We start from the raw sequence: 14896 nt of genomic DNA on the forward strand, positions 1-14896 counted from the left end.
CCACTTTTGCCCACTCACCGGATCCGACAGTGACGGCGGAGCCTAGAGTGGGTGCCTCAGGGCAGAGCGAAGAAGGGAAACATCGTGACCGCCACGTTCAGCAAAGAGGAAAAGGCCGCAATGCGGGCGGCGGCCGCCGAGGCTAAGGCCGCACAGCAGGGGGCAGACCTTGAGGCCGCGTGCCTCGCTGCGATCGCCGAGATGACCGGCACGGACAAGGAGTTGGCCGAGACCCTGCACCAGCTGGTCAGGACGCACACCGACCTGAGGGCCAAGACCTGGTACGGAATGCCGGCGTACACCAATGCCGATGGCAAGGTCGTGGTGTTCTTTCAGGCCGCCGCCAAGTTCACGGCGCGGTACGCAACCATCGGATTTCAGCAGGACGCCAATCTCGACGACGGCAACGTCTGGCCGACGTCGTTCGCCGTGACCAAGTTGACCGCCGCCGACCAGGATCGACTCGTGGAGTTGTTGAAGAAGGCCGTCAGGTGACAGCGCCGCGCTGACGGGACTATTCGCTGTCCTCCCGCCACGGCGCGACGTCGACCTCGTTGCCTTCCGAGTCGGCGAGCGTCCACCAGTGGGGCGCGAAGGCGCTGGTCACGACATGGCCGCCGGCGGCGAGTGCCGCCGCGATGCGCGCCTCGGCCTGGTCGCGCGGAACCGAGACATCGAGGTGGATGCGATTGCGTTGGGGGCGTGGCTCGTCCATCTGTTGGAACGTGACCCACGGGCCGCGGGCGAGCGGATCGACCACGTCCTCGTCGCCGAACGTGTCGTAGCCGAGCACTGCGCGCCAGAACGGGAGCACCTCGGCAATGTCGAGGGCGTCGATCGAGACCTGCACTGTCTGCACCCTGGACGGGTCGGCCGCGATGCCGATCGCCCGCGCGGCGAGCGAGATCTGTTGCGCGAGCGCGACGTCGCGCTCGCTGATGTCGCCCACCTCGTGAGTGAACAGGGTCACGGTCACGCCGGAGTAGCGCAGGTCGACATCCGGATGATGGTTCGCGGAGTCGGCGAGCCTTCCGATGACCTCGACAAGCTCGACCCCCCTCGCGAAGGAGCCGGCCGCGAAGAAGGTCTTCGCGCCATCGAAGAGCACCCGCCAGTCCTCGACACCCTCCGACGCATGGAACTGGCGGGGAGAGATGCGCGTGGTCATGTCCGTCTCCTGTCGTGGGTGGGACAACTCTGCTCCGGGCGCCGCGAGACGTCAACGGGTTGGGCAGGCGCCGCCGTCCCCTGGCTAGACGGCCCCCAGGGCGGCCTGTAGTTCTCGGATGGTCGAGCCGAGGATGCCAGAGGCGAGAAGTCCGGGGCCGAGCGGACCCGCGGAGTCCTCCCCAATCGGCGGCAACCGCCGGAGCGCCGCCCGCACGTGCGGATTCGCGTGTTCGAGCTGCCAGCCGACCTCGTCGGAGATGGCCGCGGGCTGATCGTGAGCGGCCAGTCCGGCCGCCTTCGCGGCGTACGCGGCGGCGCCGAGCGCGTGAGCGCCCATGTGAGCGACCCCGGAAGCTTGTGCCGCCGCTCGGGCGGCCGCGACCGCTGCGGGAGAGCTCACCGCGTGCGCCGCTCGACCGGCGACGAAGCGTCGGCGAATTTCACCGGCGGTGTCGAGTTCACCCCGGGCAAACGCCCGGGCGCGAGCGATGGCATCACGCGGCCGGCCGTCTGTGGGAGCGTCTGACTCGAACAGGGCCAGCACCCGCTCGGCACAGTCCGCCGCCCACGCCGCAACGAGGCGACGGTCGGATTCGCTCAGCGACTGCGGGGACGGCATGCCAGTACTTTCCCATCCCATCCCACCCCACCGCGCCGCATCACCGCGCGAGCGGACCGCCTAGTGCGCGACCAGGGAAGGAGAACCCAGCCGGGCGATTTCCAGAGCCTCGCGAACGACTTCGAAGGCTCGTCGATGGATAGCCGATTCCACGGGGCCGTCCTCGCTCAACCCGACGCTCACCTGCATGTGCCGCGGCTGTCCTCGCTGCACTGTCGTCCACTCGATCGTCACGGTCACCCCCGACGGATCCGGCTCGTGTGGTGGTCTAGGCAGCTCGAGCATGTCAGCGCCCCGCACGCTGGGCGATTCGGGGCCATCGAGATCTCGTGGCCCTCGCCTGTCGGACTTGGATCGTCTCGCATCCGCCAGGAACGACAACGACCCCTGCTCGCGAATCCCCTTTCGATAGCTCACCTCGTCCGCGGTGAGAGCGGCCAGAAGGGCACCGCGGAGGTCGGGCCCCGGGTCGATGCCCAGCGCGTCGGCGAGTGATTGGCGCACATTCTCGAACTCACGCAGTGCCTCGCTTATCCGGTTATCCGCGACGAGGACGAGGATCAAACGGGAGTACAGGGTCTCGCTGAGGGGGTGAGTCGGGGTGAGTTTCGAGAGCACTTCGGCCACGCCGACAGTTTGTCCCGTCTGGAGCGAGATGTCGGCCAGGGTGACCGCCGCGGCGAGGTGGTCATCGGCGACTCTGGCGAATTCCGGCCGCTGTGGTTCGTGGTCCGACACGTTCTGGAAGGGGATGTCCAGACCGACCGCCACGGCACGGCGGAGGCACTCGATGGCAGGGTCGGTCTTGCCGTCGGCCCGGAGACGTTGGGCCTGCGAAACATCGTCGTAGAAGTCTTCAAGGTCGATGTCGGCCGCCTCGACATCCACCCGGTACCCGTTGACGGAAGGCAGCAGCACGGTTCCCCATTCCCGCGGGGTGAGCTCGGGTTCCAGGATTCGTCGGAGCCGGCCCACGTAGCGGTGGATCTGATTCGCCGCGCTCTCCGGCGGGGACATCGGCCAGAGCGTATCGACGAGGTGAGGCAGGCTTACCGACCGCCCTCGTGCGGCGATGAGCCGGGCAAGGAGCAGCTGTTGCCGAGCGGGACCGACGCTCGTCTCCACGCTCCCATGGAAGATCCGAGGTCCGCCAAAGATGGCGAGTCGTAGGGCCCGACTGCTGGGTTCCATGTCCTTCTCGTTCCCCGAAAGGTCTTCTCGAAATCGTCCGGTTCTGTCGGGCAAGGGCGCGAGACCCTTATCGAACAACCGGTGTGCGGCCCATCGGGACCCTCACCCCTGACAACGCCGTGCCGGTTCAGGGGTTCCAGCGGCATCCATCGCAGATTCCCGCCGGACCGAGAATCCGGGGCCGCCGGGGCAACTTCGCCGCTACCGACTCATGGAAGCTCAATGGATACTTGATGTCAAGCACTGATGCCAACACGAGAAAAGAGCGTGTTTTTGAGTTCAGGAGCTGAACGCATGCCGACAGATTCGGCAGCCAAAAGCATGGCGCCGATCGCGCTGGCGTCGGCTCCCAACAGGCCGGGCGTCACGGTGACGGCGATGTCCTCGGTGTCGTAGGGCTGGAACACCGAGAGTCGAGACACCTGTTCCCTCAGCGGCTGGACGATGACGCTTCCTGCTTCGGCGAGGGGGCCGCCCACCACGGCGTTTCTGATGTCGAGGAACCGCAGCATCTGCGCGAGGGCGCGGCCGATGTCTTCCCCGGCCTCCGACAACGTACGACGGCAAAAGGGATCCCCTGCGGACGCGAGCTCGACGAGTGTGTCGAGGGTTGCCGCGGCCATGGCGGGGGATCGTCGGCGCAAAGGCTCCAGGAGGGCGTGCTCGCCAACGAACAGTTCCAGGCATCCGCGGTTGCCGCAGTGGCACCGAGGGCCATTCTCCGTCACCTGGATGTGGCCCAGTTCCCCGGCGAACCCGTGGTCGCCGTCGACCATCTTCCCCTCGATGAAGAGTGCGCCGCCCACGCCGCCGGAGAGGTAGAGGTAGAGGAAAGAGGTGAAGGCCGTGGCGGCCCCCATCCGGTGCTCCGCTCGAGCGGCAGCGCTCGCGTCGTTGAGGGTGAAGACCTCGCATCCCAATGAACTGCGCAGCTCTTCCACGGCCGATTGGGGTGCCCACCACCGGGGAAGGGCAAGGCTCGTCGTGACGAAGCGCGGCCGCATTTCGCGGGACGACGACCAGCCGGGGGCCGACATGGCTACCGCGTCGAGGCGGTCCAATTCGAGAAGCCGCGCCTCGACCTGGCGAAGTCCCGCATGCGGCTCAGCCTCGACCTGCGCCGCGACGGCCTCGTCCCACGGGAACCAGCGGAGATCCACCCCGTGCGGGGACCACGTCGCGAGGCGAAATCCGTGTCGTTCCAGGGCGACTCCCGCCACCGTTCCCGTGATCGCCACGTCGACAGAGACGATGGTCGCCCGTCTTCCGTTGCGGACGCCCGGCGTCGTCGTCGCCACGCCTTCCGCGACGAGCTGGTGCACGATGCTCGAGACGAGCGGTGCCGAGAGGCCGGTCTCTATCGCGATCTCGGCTTGCGAGAGTGGGCGCGATTCGATGCACCGCATGACGAGTTCCGTATTCGCGACCCGAAGGCCCTGGAGGGCGCCCATGCGGTTCATCAGCCAAGTGTGTTGGCATCCGGGCCTGAAATCAAGAGCTGATGGCAGGGTTGTCGGCCTCGGGTGCTCGGAGGGATGTCTGCCTCGCCATCGAGAAGACGCGGGTAGTTGCGCATTTCGTCTTAACGATATATCGTAAACACATCGCAGAAGTTCTGCGATGGCTCAGTGAATAGACCTGAGCAGACAGAAAGGGTGTCTGCGATCATGAAACGCAACCACTACACACACGAAACACATCACGACCCATCGGGTCGCTTCCATCACGACCCCTCCCAGCGTGGCGGGCGGGGCCACGGCTTCCCCGGCGGGCCCGGCTTCGGTGGCTTCGGCCCCGGCGGCTTCGGCGGTCCGGGCTTCGGTCCGGGCTTCGGCGGCGGGTTCGGCCCCCGCGGCCCCCGTCGCGCCAGCAAGGGCGACATCCGCTCGGTGATCCTCTCGCTGCTGGCGGAGGGCCCGTCCAACGGCTACGGCCTGATCAAGGCGATCGCCGAGAAGACCGGCGGAGCCTGGCGGCCGAGCCCGGGCTCGGTGTACCCCACCCTGCAGCAGCTCGTCGACGAGGACCTCATCGTCTCCACCGGCGAGGGTCGCAAGACCGAGTTCGAGCTGACGGATGCCGGAAAGGCCTACGTGGCCGAGCACGAGGACGACTTCGCCAAGGCCTGGGATGCCACCCCCGGCCAGAGTGAGTCCGGCGGGCAGTTCTTCGAGAGCGTCGGCAAGCTCATGGGAGTGGTGCAGCAGTTCCGCCACTCGGCGACCGACGCCCAGCGCGCGGCCGCCATCGAGAAGCTCGACGAGACCCGCCGCGCCCTCTACCTCATCCTCGCCGACTGAGCGAGAGCGCGAGCGAACATCGAGCACGGCGGAACGGCCGGCTGGGCGACCAGCCGGCCGTTTTCGTTCGCGGGGGCTCACATCGCGATGGGTTGTCCCACCTCGACGCTTCCGCCGTACTTGAGGCCGGGGCATCCCTTCGCGATCTCGACCGCTCCCGAGAAGTCGGACGCGTCGATCACCGAGTAGCCGGAGATCTGGTTCGCGCCGGCCCCCTCGCCGAGCAGGGTCACCTCGCCGATGCGATTGCCCACGTCGACCACGCTTCCGCCCAGCTGCTGGAACCAGGCGTTCCAGTCGCTGATCTCCTCCTCGGTCGCCATCACATCGGGCTTGCTGCGAAACGCCAGAACGAAGTTGGACATCTGTTCCTCCTTGAATCAGCGGGTCGGCCGTGTTGCCGACTCATCACTACGACGGTCGGGGGAGGCCGGAATCGACACGCGCCGCGGATTGAGCCCTCAGCGGAATACTCCCGCCGGGGTATGCCGCGAGAGCACGGCATGGGTTAGCGTGAAGTCTCACCTGCAAGGGGCACTCATGCGCGCGCTGTACGAACGAATGGTCGTGATCTCGACCCTTCTGCTCGTGGCGTTTGCCGTGGCACCCGGGGCGCCGACGACCGTCCTCGTCGCGGGCGTCGCCGCCCTCGCCCTCGCCGGACTGATCGCGGTGCGGTACGCGTCTCTCGCCCTCGCCTCCCGGGAGATGACCGTGGGCGATCGGGCGCACGCCCATCGCGAGGCGCTGAGCGACATGCCGGCGCCGCAGCATCCCGGCACCGCGGGTCGTGCGCGTCCGCGCGCGCCCTCACGGATGGTCCCGGTCGCGTAGCAGTCCCCGCTTGTCGGCGGATGCCGCGACCGCACAGGTCACCCATCCGTTTCGACAGCAAGGACCCTCATGGACCTCTTTTCGTTCGCCCCCATTGCCGCCCTCTTCGACGTCGCCTACGCGGCGGTCGAGGGTCTGGCGGCCCTGTTCACCCCCGTCACCGGAGCCGCGAGCGCGGCGCTGGCCATCGTGGCCCTCACGATAATCGTGCGCCTCGCCCTCATCCCCGTCGGCATCTCCCAGGTGAAGGCCGAGGGCACGCGCCGCCGGCTGACCCCGCAACTGCAGGCCCTGCAGCGCAGGCACAAGAAGGACCCGCTGCTGCTCCAGCAGAAGACCGCCGAGCTGTTCAAGGCCGAGAGGTCCTCGCAGTTCGCGGGGATCCTGCCGGCCCTCGCCCAGGCGCCGGTGCTCTCGCTCGTGTACGCGCTGTTCCTCCGCACGACCGTGGACGGGCATCCGAACGCACTTCTCGCGGAGAACCTGTTCGGGGTGCCGCTCGGCACGTCCTTCGGGCACCTGCTCTCGGGAGGCACGCCGTGGCCGGGAGCGGCCGTCTACCTCGGGCTGTTCGCCGTCATGGCCGCCGTGGCGTGGCTGTCTCGGCGCATCGCCCTCGCGCTCATGCTGCCGAATCCGGATGCCGCCCCCGGCGTCGAGTCCGTCGGTCGCGCGCTGAGCTGGTTGCCCTTCGCCACCGTGGTCTTCGCGGCGTTCGTGCCGCTCGCGGCCGCGCTCTACCTCGCCGCGACCACCGCCTGGACCCTGGGGGAGCGCCAGCTGTTGAGGCGGCTGCTCTGGCGCGGCTCCGGTCTGGCCGGAACAGCGGCGGCCGCCGTCGGGTGAGCGACGACGGCTGCGGGGGTGGAGGTGGAGGTGGAGGTCACACCGGGGCGAGTTCGACCTCGGGTGCCTCTGACCTGGTCGACCTGCGCGTCGCCGCCACGGCCATCACGACGACGGCCGTGGCGGTGATCGCCGCTCCGCCCCAGAGCGGCGAGGTGAAGCCGAGGCCCACGCTGATGGTGATGCCGCCTATCCACGCCCCGAGCGCGTTGCCCAGGTTGAACGCGGCGATGTTCGCGCTCGAGGCGAGGGTCGGTGCCTCCGGCGCGTAGTGCATGACCCGGGTCTGCAGCCCGGGCACGGTGCCGAACCCGAACGCTCCCATCAGCACGAGCGCGATGATGGTCGCGACCGGACTCGCCGCGGTGAGGGCGAACACCGCGAGCACGACGGCGAGGCCGGCGAGCATGACGACGAGGGTGAGGTCGAGGCGCTTGCTCGCGAACCTGCCGCCGAGGATGTTTCCCACGGACGAAGAGTCCGACGCCGAAGATCACGAGCAGCCACGGCACCGCGCCGGTGGCGAAGCCGCTCACCCTCGTCAGGGTGAAGGCGATGTAGGTGAATGCCCCGAACATCCCGCCGAAGCCGAGCACGGTGACAACGAGGGACAGCCAGACCTGGCCCGAGCGGAACGCGCGCAACTCGCCCCGGAGGTTGCTCACGTGCACGGTGTCGACCGTGGGACGCGGCACCAGCAGGATGATTCCGGCGAGGGCGATCACGCCGATGGCGGTGATGGCCCAGAAGGTGGCGCGCCATCCGAAGGCCTGGCCGATGAAGGTGCCGAACGGAACGCCGAGCACGTTGGCGAGGGTGAGACCGGTGAACATGATCGCGATCGCGCTCGCCTTCTTGTCGGGCGCCACCAGGCCGGCCGCCACCACGGAGCCGATGCCGAAGAACGCGCCGTGACACAGGGCGGCGATGACGCGGCCGGTGAGCATGAGGGAGTAGGTCGGGGCGATGGCGGAGACGAGGTTGCCGGCGACGAACAGCACCATCAGGCCCACGAGCACCTGCTTGCGGGGGAGCCGGGTGACGGCCGCGGTGAGCAGGATCGCGCCCACCGCCACGCTGAGCGCATAGCCCGAGATGAGCCAGCCCGCCGCGGCCTCGTTGACCCGGAAGTCGGCGGCCACCTCGGGCAGCAGTCCGGCGATCACGAACTCGGTGAGGCCGATGCCGAACCCGCCGAGGGCGAGGGCGATCAATCCAATGGGCATGCGGGCTCCTTGTCTCCTCGCGCCTCTGGGCTTTTCGCCGTGTGACGCGTACGCTCTTAGTTGCAGACGCGCTATAAATACTTGCACACGCGTTGTATCTGCGCAAGAAAGGGATTTTCCGATGAGCATCGAAGACGACGCCGTCGAGGTTCGCGCCCAGGGCTGGCGCACGCTCGCCGCGCTGCACGCCCTGATCGACGCGCAACTCGAGCGCGCGCTCCAGTCATCGGCGCAACTCTCGGTCGTGGAGTTCACGGTGCTCGACGCCCTGAGCCGCCAGGACGGCTGGCACATGCGGATGCAGCAGCTGGCCCGAGCGGCCGCGCTCTCCAGCAGTGCCACCACCCGGTTGGTCACCCGGCTGGAGGACCGGGGTCTGCTCACTCGCATTCTCTGCGCGGATGACCGGCGCGGCATCTACACGGAACTCACGCCGGCCGGCCGCGCGCTCTTCGAGACCGCGCGCCCCACCGCCGACGAGACCCTCGAGAGGGCCCTCACCGAGGCCGAGCGCACCCCGGAACTGGCTCCCCTCGTGGAGGCGCTGCACCGCGTGCCGGAGCCCGTCGTCGGCTAGGGCGCGGTCGCGGCAGACGGCGCGCCGACGCCCCGTGTGGCGTGATGTTACGCCGGGAGTCGCCGCGTGACGCGAGGCTCGACGGGAGTCGCGGCATCCGAAGTACTGTCGGCGCATGACACTCCTCGACGCATCCCCCGTAACCTCCGTCACCGCCGACGAACGCGCCACGCGACTCACCGAAGCCCGCGCCGCCTGGGGCGAGCGCATCGCCGCCGATGTGGCGAACGGGCAGCTGACCTACCGGGTGCGCGGCACGGGCGAGGGCTCGGTTGCATCGACCATCACCGCCGGAAAGCACAGCTTTCGAGTGGATGAGCCTGCCGCGCTCGCCGGGGACGACATCGCCGCCAGCCCGGTGGAGTTCGCGCTCGGCGCGCTCATCTCCTGCCAGGTGGTCGTCTACCGCCTCTACGCCCAGGCCCTCGGAATCAGGGTGGACGAGATCGACGTGAAGGCCGAGGGCGACCTCGACGCGCGTCGCCTGTTCGGCATCGAGGAGTCCGTTCGCGCCGGATTCACCGCGGTGCGCCTCGACATCACCATCACGGGACCGGAGACCGACGCCCGCTACCAGGAGCTGCGGGCCGCCGTCGACGCCCACTGCCCCGTGCTCGACCTCTTCGCGAACGCGACGCCGGTGACGGTGAGTGTGGCGAAGGCCTAGCCCGAGCTACGCTCCCTGGCCGGTGAGGTACCCGACCGCCGCATCACGGAACGCCCGGGACGTGGGCGCGTTGAAGTGGTGCCGCCCCGGAATCTCGAAGAACGACCCGTGGGGTGCCGCCGCGGCCAGTGATCGGGAGCCGTCGATGATGCGGTCCTCGACCCCGGTCGCGAAGAGGATCGGCTGCGCCGGCGGGTGGGCCGGGTCTGGCTGCTGCCCGCCGCGCATCCCCTCGACGAGCGCGATCAGGGCCGCCAGGTCGTTGCCCGGGATGCTCTCCGCCATCGTCAGATAGGTGCGGGTGAGGCGGTCGGCGATCTCCGTGCGGTCGGCGACGAACGCGCGCGCCTCGTCGAGCCGGAAGTTGGTCAGGGGGTCGCCGGAGGGGATGCCGCCCAGCACCGCCCGATCGATCCGCTCGGGGAGCTGCAGTGCCGCGTGCCAGCCGACCCGGGCGCCGAGCGAATAGCCGACGTAGTGCGCCCGGTCGATCTCGTAGGCGTCCAGCACCGCGACCACGTCCGCGACAAGCGCCTGCATCGTGTAGCGCTCCGGGTCGTGCGGCTTGTCGCTCGCGCCGTGCCCGCGCTGGTCGAGGAGGACCACGCGGAAGCCGGCGCGCAGCAGGTAGCGCACCCAGCCGGACGAGAACCAGTTGAGCAGGGCGCTGGAGGCGAAACCATGCACCGCGATCACTGCGGGGTGTTCGGCCGCACCGAACTCGTAGCTGGCGAGCGCGAGACCGTCTGGGGAGGCGACGAATCGGATCGGTGGGGGTTCTGGGGTGAGCATCGCCTCTATTCGACCACGTTTGGTCACCCGGGCGCGCGATGCCGGTGCCCGGGGGTATCGTGCCGGCATGACGGTCATTCGCGTGGAAAGAGCCGACCGGGTTCCGTGGCCCGACGTGGAGGCCGCCCTCGGCCATGGCGGCAACGGTTCGACGTGCTGGTGCCAGTGGGCCGTGAATCCGGACTATTCCACGATGAGCCGGGACGAGAAGCACGACGCGTTGCGCGACGAGCTCGCCGCCGGGCAGGTGGCCTCGCCCCTCGTCGCCTACGTCGATGGCGCGGCGGCCGGATGGTGCAGGATCGCACCGCGCACCGAACAACCCCGCCTCGCGCACCTGTCAGTGGTGCGGCGCGGCAGCGTCGAGCCGATGGACGACGGCACGGTATGGGCGGTGACCTGCTTCGTGGTGCGCCGGGAATACCGCGGGCGTGGTCTCGCGCACACCCTGCTCGAGCACGCCGTGAGCCTCGCGCGCGACAACGGCGCCCGCATGATCGAGGGCTACCCGATCGACCTCGCCGAGCGTCCCGGGCGACCGCCCAACACCCTGTACATCGGCACTGTCGGCCTCTTCGCGGCGGCCGGCTTCGAGGTGACGGCGAGACCGACGCACGGTCGAGCCGTCATGACGCTGCGGGTGAACGAGTAGGGGTTAGGCGCCCGCGGGCGGCCAGACCCCGATGATCAGGGCCATCACGAGGATCGTCACGAACTCGTGGGAGACGTTGAGAATCGTGAGACCCCGCGGTCGCCGGTCGAACGCGTCATGCGTGATGAAGCGGGCAGCAGTGAATCCGGCCCAGAGCAGGATCCCGGTGACGAGTGCGCTGGAGAGGAATCCGCCGCCGTAGAACTTCCAGGCGATGAAGGTGGCTCCGGCGAGCACCCAGGAGGTGATGAAGCTCACGACCACGGTGACCAGGATCGGAGCCACGGCATCTCTCGCGTTGCCGCTCGGGGTGACGCCCGTGGCCTTCATCCAATAGGTGCCGAACACCCGGGGGGTGTACCAGATCGAGCCGACGATCATGGTGGAGACGGTGGCCAGAATCACTGCCCAGTAGTTGATGTCGGGAATCATCGCGTCCTCGTTAACGTCGCCGGTGGTGGTGGCTGGAGTCTATTGGGACATCGCCCTCTCGACCGCGGAAATCGCGTCCGCCACGTCCGTGGCGTCCGTGGACCAGTTGCTCACGGACACGCGCAGGATGTCGCGGTCGCGCCAGCGGGAGCCGGACATCCACACGAGCCCGCTGTCGATGAGATTCTTCGTCACCCGACGGGTGTTCTCGTCGTCGCCGAAGGTGAGGCTCACCTGCGTGAAGACCACGTCGTTGAGCACCTCCACGCCGGGAAGCCGGGCGAGCCCATCGGCCAGGGCCCGCGCGTTGGCCGCGAGGCCCTCCACGAGTTGCACCACGCCGGAGCGGCCGAGCGAGCGCAGCGCGGCCCAGACCGGCACCCCACGCGCGCGCCGGGACAGCTCGGGCACCTTGTCGAACGGGTCTCCCGGCCCGTGGTCCGCGTTGATGAGATAGCTGGTCTGCACCCCGAGCGCGGCGCGCACCGGCTTGGGGTTGGCCACGACCGCGATGCCGCAGTCGTATGGCACGTTGAGGGTCTTGTGGGCATCCGTCGCCCAGGAGTCTGCGGTGTCGAGACCGTCGAGGTGGTCACGGTAGAGCGGGCTCGCCGCGGCCCAGAGGCCGAATGCGCCGTCCACGTGCACCCAGGCGCCGTGGTCGTGGGCGATCGCCACGCACTCCCGCATCGGATCGAACGCCCCGGAGTGCAGGTTGCCGGCCTGCAGGCAGAGAATGGTCGGCCCCGACACGCCACGCATGGCCTCGGCAAGGGCGGCGGGGATGATCCTGCCCTCCGCATCGGCATCCACCAGAACGGGGAGTCCGAGCCCGAGGTAGCGCAGGGCCAGGTCGACGGAGGCGTGCCGCTCGCGCCCCGCGAACACCGTGATCCGCGGGCCGCCCGCGAGTCCGAGGGTGTTGAGATCCCAGCCGGCGCCGTCGAGCACGCTCTGCCGTCCAGCCGCGAGACCCACGAAGTTCGCCATCGTGCCGCCGGTCGTGAAGCCCACGTCCGAGCCGCTCGGCAGGCCCAGGAGGTCGAGGATCCAGTCGCCGGCGGCCTGCTCGATGGCGGCCGTCGCGGGGGTGGCGAAGCGCATGCCGGCGTTCTGGTCCCAGGCCGTCACGAGCCAGTCGGCGGCCAGCGCCGCGGGCAGGGTGCCGCCGATCACCCAGCCGAAGAACTTTCCGGACGGCATCGCCATGAGGCCGGGTTCGGCCACCGCGGCCAGTTCGTCGATCACCGCCGTGGGGTCGGATGGGCCGCCGGGAAGCGGACCGTCGAGCGTCTTCGCCAGCTCGTCGGCCGTGACCCGGGGGGCGACGGGCCGCGTCGGCACCGACGAGAGCCACTCCGTGGCGTGCGCATGGGCGCGATCGAGGGGCTTGCTGAAGACATTCGGGTCGGCTGTCACGGTTCGAGGGTAGACCCGACGTGTCGGCCTACGGAAGAGCGCCGTGCCGACGCCATCCCGCACGCCGGGTGCTCGCTCGTGAGGTGCCCACATCTGTCGCCTCATTTGCGGTGGTAGCGGCGAATCTGGGCACCTCACGCATGGTGGAGCGCATGCGGAGCGCATGTGGAGCGCATGGTGGAGCGGATGGGGAAGGGCGGGCGGGCGGGCCTGCCGATCAGTTGGTCTGGCGCAGCCGCATCCGGCGGGACGGATGCTTCTCGTCGAGCTCGATGCGGTCCTCGAGCGACCGCACGAAGTCGGTGAACGACTTGAAGCCGAGGGACCGCTCCTGAAAGGTGGGGTCCATCCGCAGCATCTGGCTCTTGGCGGCGGCGCTCGACAGCCATTCGTCGTCGTTCTTGGCCTGGCTGAGCTGAAGCGCGCGCACGAGGAGTTCGGTGGCCGCATCCTTCTCGCTCAGCGGCTTCGAACGGCGACCGCGGCGGGTCGGGGCGTCGGTGGGCGGCGTGCTGCTCGGCGCGGGGCCGGACTGCTCGTCGGCAGACTTGACTCCGGGCAGCGCGTCGTAGTCGGCGAACTCGTTGCACGCGGCCGCGAGGGCCTTGCTCGTGGCCCCGGCCACGCCGATGCCCACCACGTAGCGGCCCAACTGCTTGCAGCGCTGGGCCAGCGCGATGTAATCCGAGTCGCCGGCCACGATCACCACGTGGGTGAGGTCGGAAAGGCGGAACAGGTCTTCGACCACGTCGACGGCGAGCCGGATGTCTGCCCCGTTCTTCATCGACGCGACGGTGGGAAAGAGCTGCACGAGGTCGACTGCCCGTTCGATGAGCTGCTTCTGGTAGCTCGGGTTCACGGCGACCGACCAGTCGGCATAGGCGCGGCTCACGGCGATGGTGCCGAAGGACGAGGCGAAGTCGAGCACGGCGCTCAGGTCGACGGTGGCATCCTCGAGCCGCTTCGCGATCTCGCTTCCCACGTTCGCCCTGGCGTCGAAACTGCGCGCCTCGTCCTTGTGGAACTGCCCGCGCTTACTCCGTTGGTCGTAGCGGGAAATGATGATGTTGTCGAAGTCGATGTAGACGGCAACGCGAGCGTCTGTCTGGTCTGCCATTGCGGCGCCTCTCGGTACGGTGCCCCCAGTCTGCCGGTTCGTCACCCAAACGGGTAGCCGGGGCGGCCCGGCGCGGGCGGCGACGGTCGTAAGTCCTAGTGCCGACCCCGCGCAGGGGACTACTCTCTCGACAAACATTCACATTGGCGTGAGGAGCATCCCATGCGCAGGGCGTTCGCCGCCATCGCCGCGGCAGTGATCGTGACCCTCGCCATGACCGGATGCGCCGCCCTCGGCGCCGTGGGGACGAGCATCCGCCAGGTGGCGATCGGCGCGACCTTCCGGGCCATCGACGGGTTGTGCTGGCGCGCACCGGACTCGGCGATCGCGGGGGATCCCACCTGGGCGAGTGGCCTGCCGGTGGACTGCTCGACCCGCCACACGACGTACACCTTCGCCGTGCCGCTGCTGTCGAAGTCGTTCTCCGGCAGCTGGCGACGCCCGGGCACGGCCGGGGCGTTGCGGACGGACATCGCCGATGCCGCCTGGGCGGACTGCTCGAAGGAGGAGTCCCACTTCCTCCCCGCCCTCGACGACAAGAAGCATCGGCTCTTCCTCAGCTACTTCGTTCCCTCGCTCGCCGCCTGAAACGCGGGCGCGCGCTGGGTGCGCTGCGACATCGCGCTCGTCGGCTTCGGCAGCGCCCTCACCGCGCCGACGTTCCTGCCGCTGCCCGCGGACATCCGCGACCTGGTACGCGAGGTGACCGAACAGCCGTTGAAGTTCGCGCTGTGCATCGACACCGGGGATCCGAGCGGCGGCACCGACCCGTACAACGGCCCGTTCTCGACCTACGCCGACTGCACGGACCGGCCGCAGTGGCAGGAGGCGTCGACGGCGGACCTGCCGTCGGGGTCGGCGGTGCTTCCGGATGTGGACAGCCTGCTGGCCTTCGAGCAACTCCGGTGCGGCGATGCCGCGGAGGCCACGGGAAACCTCTGGTTCGCCTACGCTCCGACCGAAGAGTCCTGGTTGGCGGGCGATCGCCAGGTGGAGTGCTGGGTGTCGTCCGGGCTGGACTCGCGGGTCGCCTGACCGGCGGATCCGGAAGGTT

General features: G+C 69.0%; 18 protein-coding genes and 1 pseudogene. 9 read left to right on the forward strand and 10 right to left on the reverse strand.

The window, feature by feature from the left end; translation table 11 throughout:
* The first annotated feature begins 84 nt into the window (after window positions 1–84).
* Complete coding sequence (locus tag ACHZD8_RS10520) at window positions 85–495, forward strand: hypothetical protein (protein WP_394770380.1); 411 nt, start codon at window positions 85–87, stop codon at window positions 493–495.
* 19 nt (window positions 496–514) lie between these two features.
* On the opposite strand, the gene ACHZD8_RS10525 is transcribed toward ACHZD8_RS10520, so the two are convergent.
* From ACHZD8_RS10525 to ACHZD8_RS10540, 4 genes are all read right to left on the reverse strand, one after another.
* On the reverse strand, window positions 515–1168 hold the full coding sequence (locus tag ACHZD8_RS10525) for a VOC family protein (protein ID WP_394770381.1): 654 nt from the start codon (window positions 1166–1168) through the stop codon (window positions 515–517).
* A gap of 84 nt (window positions 1169–1252) precedes the next feature.
* Entirely contained in the window at window positions 1253–1789 is a 537-nt protein-coding gene (locus ACHZD8_RS10530; RefSeq protein WP_394770382.1) for a putative immunity protein, read from the reverse strand.
* A 60-nt stretch (window positions 1790–1849) separates the two neighbouring features.
* The gene (locus tag ACHZD8_RS10535) at window positions 1850–2677 is read right to left on the reverse strand and encodes a BTAD domain-containing putative transcriptional regulator (RefSeq protein ID WP_394770383.1); all 828 of its coding nucleotides are present in this window, start codon (window positions 2675–2677) and stop codon (window positions 1850–1852) included.
* Window positions 2678–3216: 539 nt separating this feature from the next.
* A complete protein-coding gene (locus tag ACHZD8_RS10540) occupies window positions 3217–4440 on the reverse strand; it encodes an ROK family protein (protein WP_394770384.1) in 1224 nt (407 codons plus the stop codon).
* A 207-nt stretch (window positions 4441–4647) separates the two neighbouring features.
* Between ACHZD8_RS10540 and ACHZD8_RS10545 the strand changes: the two genes are divergently transcribed.
* A complete protein-coding gene (locus tag ACHZD8_RS10545) occupies window positions 4648–5280 on the forward strand; it encodes a PadR family transcriptional regulator (protein ID WP_394770385.1) in 633 nt (210 codons plus the stop codon).
* Between the two features lie 77 nt (window positions 5281–5357).
* On the opposite strand, the gene ACHZD8_RS10550 is transcribed toward ACHZD8_RS10545, so the two are convergent.
* Entirely contained in the window at window positions 5358–5645 is a 288-nt protein-coding gene (locus tag ACHZD8_RS10550) for a hypothetical protein (protein WP_394770386.1), read from the reverse strand.
* A gap of 175 nt (window positions 5646–5820) precedes the next feature.
* Between ACHZD8_RS10550 and ACHZD8_RS10555 the strand changes: the two genes are divergently transcribed.
* Window positions 5821–6114: a hypothetical protein gene (locus ACHZD8_RS10555; RefSeq protein WP_394770387.1), complete on the forward strand. Its 294-nt coding sequence runs from the start codon at window positions 5821–5823 to the stop codon at window positions 6112–6114.
* A gap of 69 nt (window positions 6115–6183) precedes the next feature.
* On the forward strand, window positions 6184–6960 hold the full coding sequence (locus ACHZD8_RS10560) for a YidC/Oxa1 family membrane protein insertase (protein ID WP_394770388.1): 777 nt from the start codon (window positions 6184–6186) through the stop codon (window positions 6958–6960).
* Window positions 6961–6997: 37 nt separating this feature from the next.
* Here ACHZD8_RS10560 and ACHZD8_RS10565 read toward each other — a convergent pair.
* Window positions 6998–8186: pseudogene (locus ACHZD8_RS10565) on the reverse strand (MFS transporter).
* Window positions 8187–8307: 121 nt separating this feature from the next.
* Between ACHZD8_RS10565 and ACHZD8_RS10570 the strand changes: the two are divergent.
* Window positions 8308–8763: a MarR family winged helix-turn-helix transcriptional regulator gene (locus ACHZD8_RS10570; RefSeq protein WP_394770389.1), complete on the forward strand. Its 456-nt coding sequence runs from the start codon at window positions 8308–8310 to the stop codon at window positions 8761–8763.
* 115 nt (window positions 8764–8878) lie between these two features.
* Window positions 8879–9430 (forward strand): OsmC family protein, encoded by a 552-nt coding sequence (locus tag ACHZD8_RS10575; RefSeq protein ID WP_394770390.1) that lies wholly within the window; start codon window positions 8879–8881, stop codon window positions 9428–9430.
* A 6-nt stretch (window positions 9431–9436) separates the two neighbouring features.
* Here ACHZD8_RS10575 and ACHZD8_RS10580 read toward each other — a convergent pair whose 3' ends face one another.
* A complete protein-coding gene (locus tag ACHZD8_RS10580) occupies window positions 9437–10222 on the reverse strand; it encodes an alpha/beta fold hydrolase (protein WP_394770391.1) in 786 nt (261 codons plus the stop codon).
* 67 nt (window positions 10223–10289) lie between these two features.
* On the opposite strand from ACHZD8_RS10580, the gene ACHZD8_RS10585 reads away from it, so the two are divergent.
* Complete coding sequence (locus ACHZD8_RS10585; protein ID WP_394770392.1) at window positions 10290–10874, forward strand: GNAT family N-acetyltransferase; 585 nt, start codon at window positions 10290–10292, stop codon at window positions 10872–10874.
* A 3-nt stretch (window positions 10875–10877) separates the two neighbouring features.
* Here the strand turns inward: ACHZD8_RS10585 and ACHZD8_RS10590 are convergent, their stop codons facing one another.
* The 3 genes from ACHZD8_RS10590 to ACHZD8_RS10600 form a co-directional block, all read right to left on the reverse strand.
* The gene (locus tag ACHZD8_RS10590) at window positions 10878–11306 is read right to left on the reverse strand and encodes a DUF1761 domain-containing protein (RefSeq protein WP_394770393.1); all 429 of its coding nucleotides are present in this window, start codon (window positions 11304–11306) and stop codon (window positions 10878–10880) included.
* 39 nt (window positions 11307–11345) lie between these two features.
* Window positions 11346–12725 (reverse strand): pyridoxal phosphate-dependent decarboxylase family protein, encoded by a 1380-nt coding sequence (locus ACHZD8_RS10595; protein ID WP_394770394.1) that lies wholly within the window; start codon window positions 12723–12725, stop codon window positions 11346–11348.
* A gap of 217 nt (window positions 12726–12942) precedes the next feature.
* The gene (locus ACHZD8_RS10600) at window positions 12943–13842 is read right to left on the reverse strand and encodes an NYN domain-containing protein (RefSeq protein ID WP_394770395.1); all 900 of its coding nucleotides are present in this window, start codon (window positions 13840–13842) and stop codon (window positions 12943–12945) included.
* A gap of 162 nt (window positions 13843–14004) precedes the next feature.
* Here ACHZD8_RS10600 and ACHZD8_RS10605 point away from each other — a divergent pair, with 162 nt between their 5' ends.
* Window positions 14005–14430 (forward strand): hypothetical protein, encoded by a 426-nt coding sequence (locus ACHZD8_RS10605; protein ID WP_394770396.1) that lies wholly within the window; start codon window positions 14005–14007, stop codon window positions 14428–14430.
* A gap of 18 nt (window positions 14431–14448) precedes the next feature.
* Entirely contained in the window at window positions 14449–14877 is a 429-nt protein-coding gene (locus tag ACHZD8_RS10610) for a hypothetical protein (RefSeq protein ID WP_394770397.1), read from the forward strand.
* The last annotated feature ends 19 nt before the right edge of the window (window positions 14878–14896 follow it).

It is taken from the genome of Lacisediminihabitans sp., from assembly GCF_043726815.1.
In the GTDB taxonomy this organism is placed as follows: Bacteria; Actinomycetota; Actinomycetes; order Actinomycetales; family Microbacteriaceae; genus Lacisediminihabitans.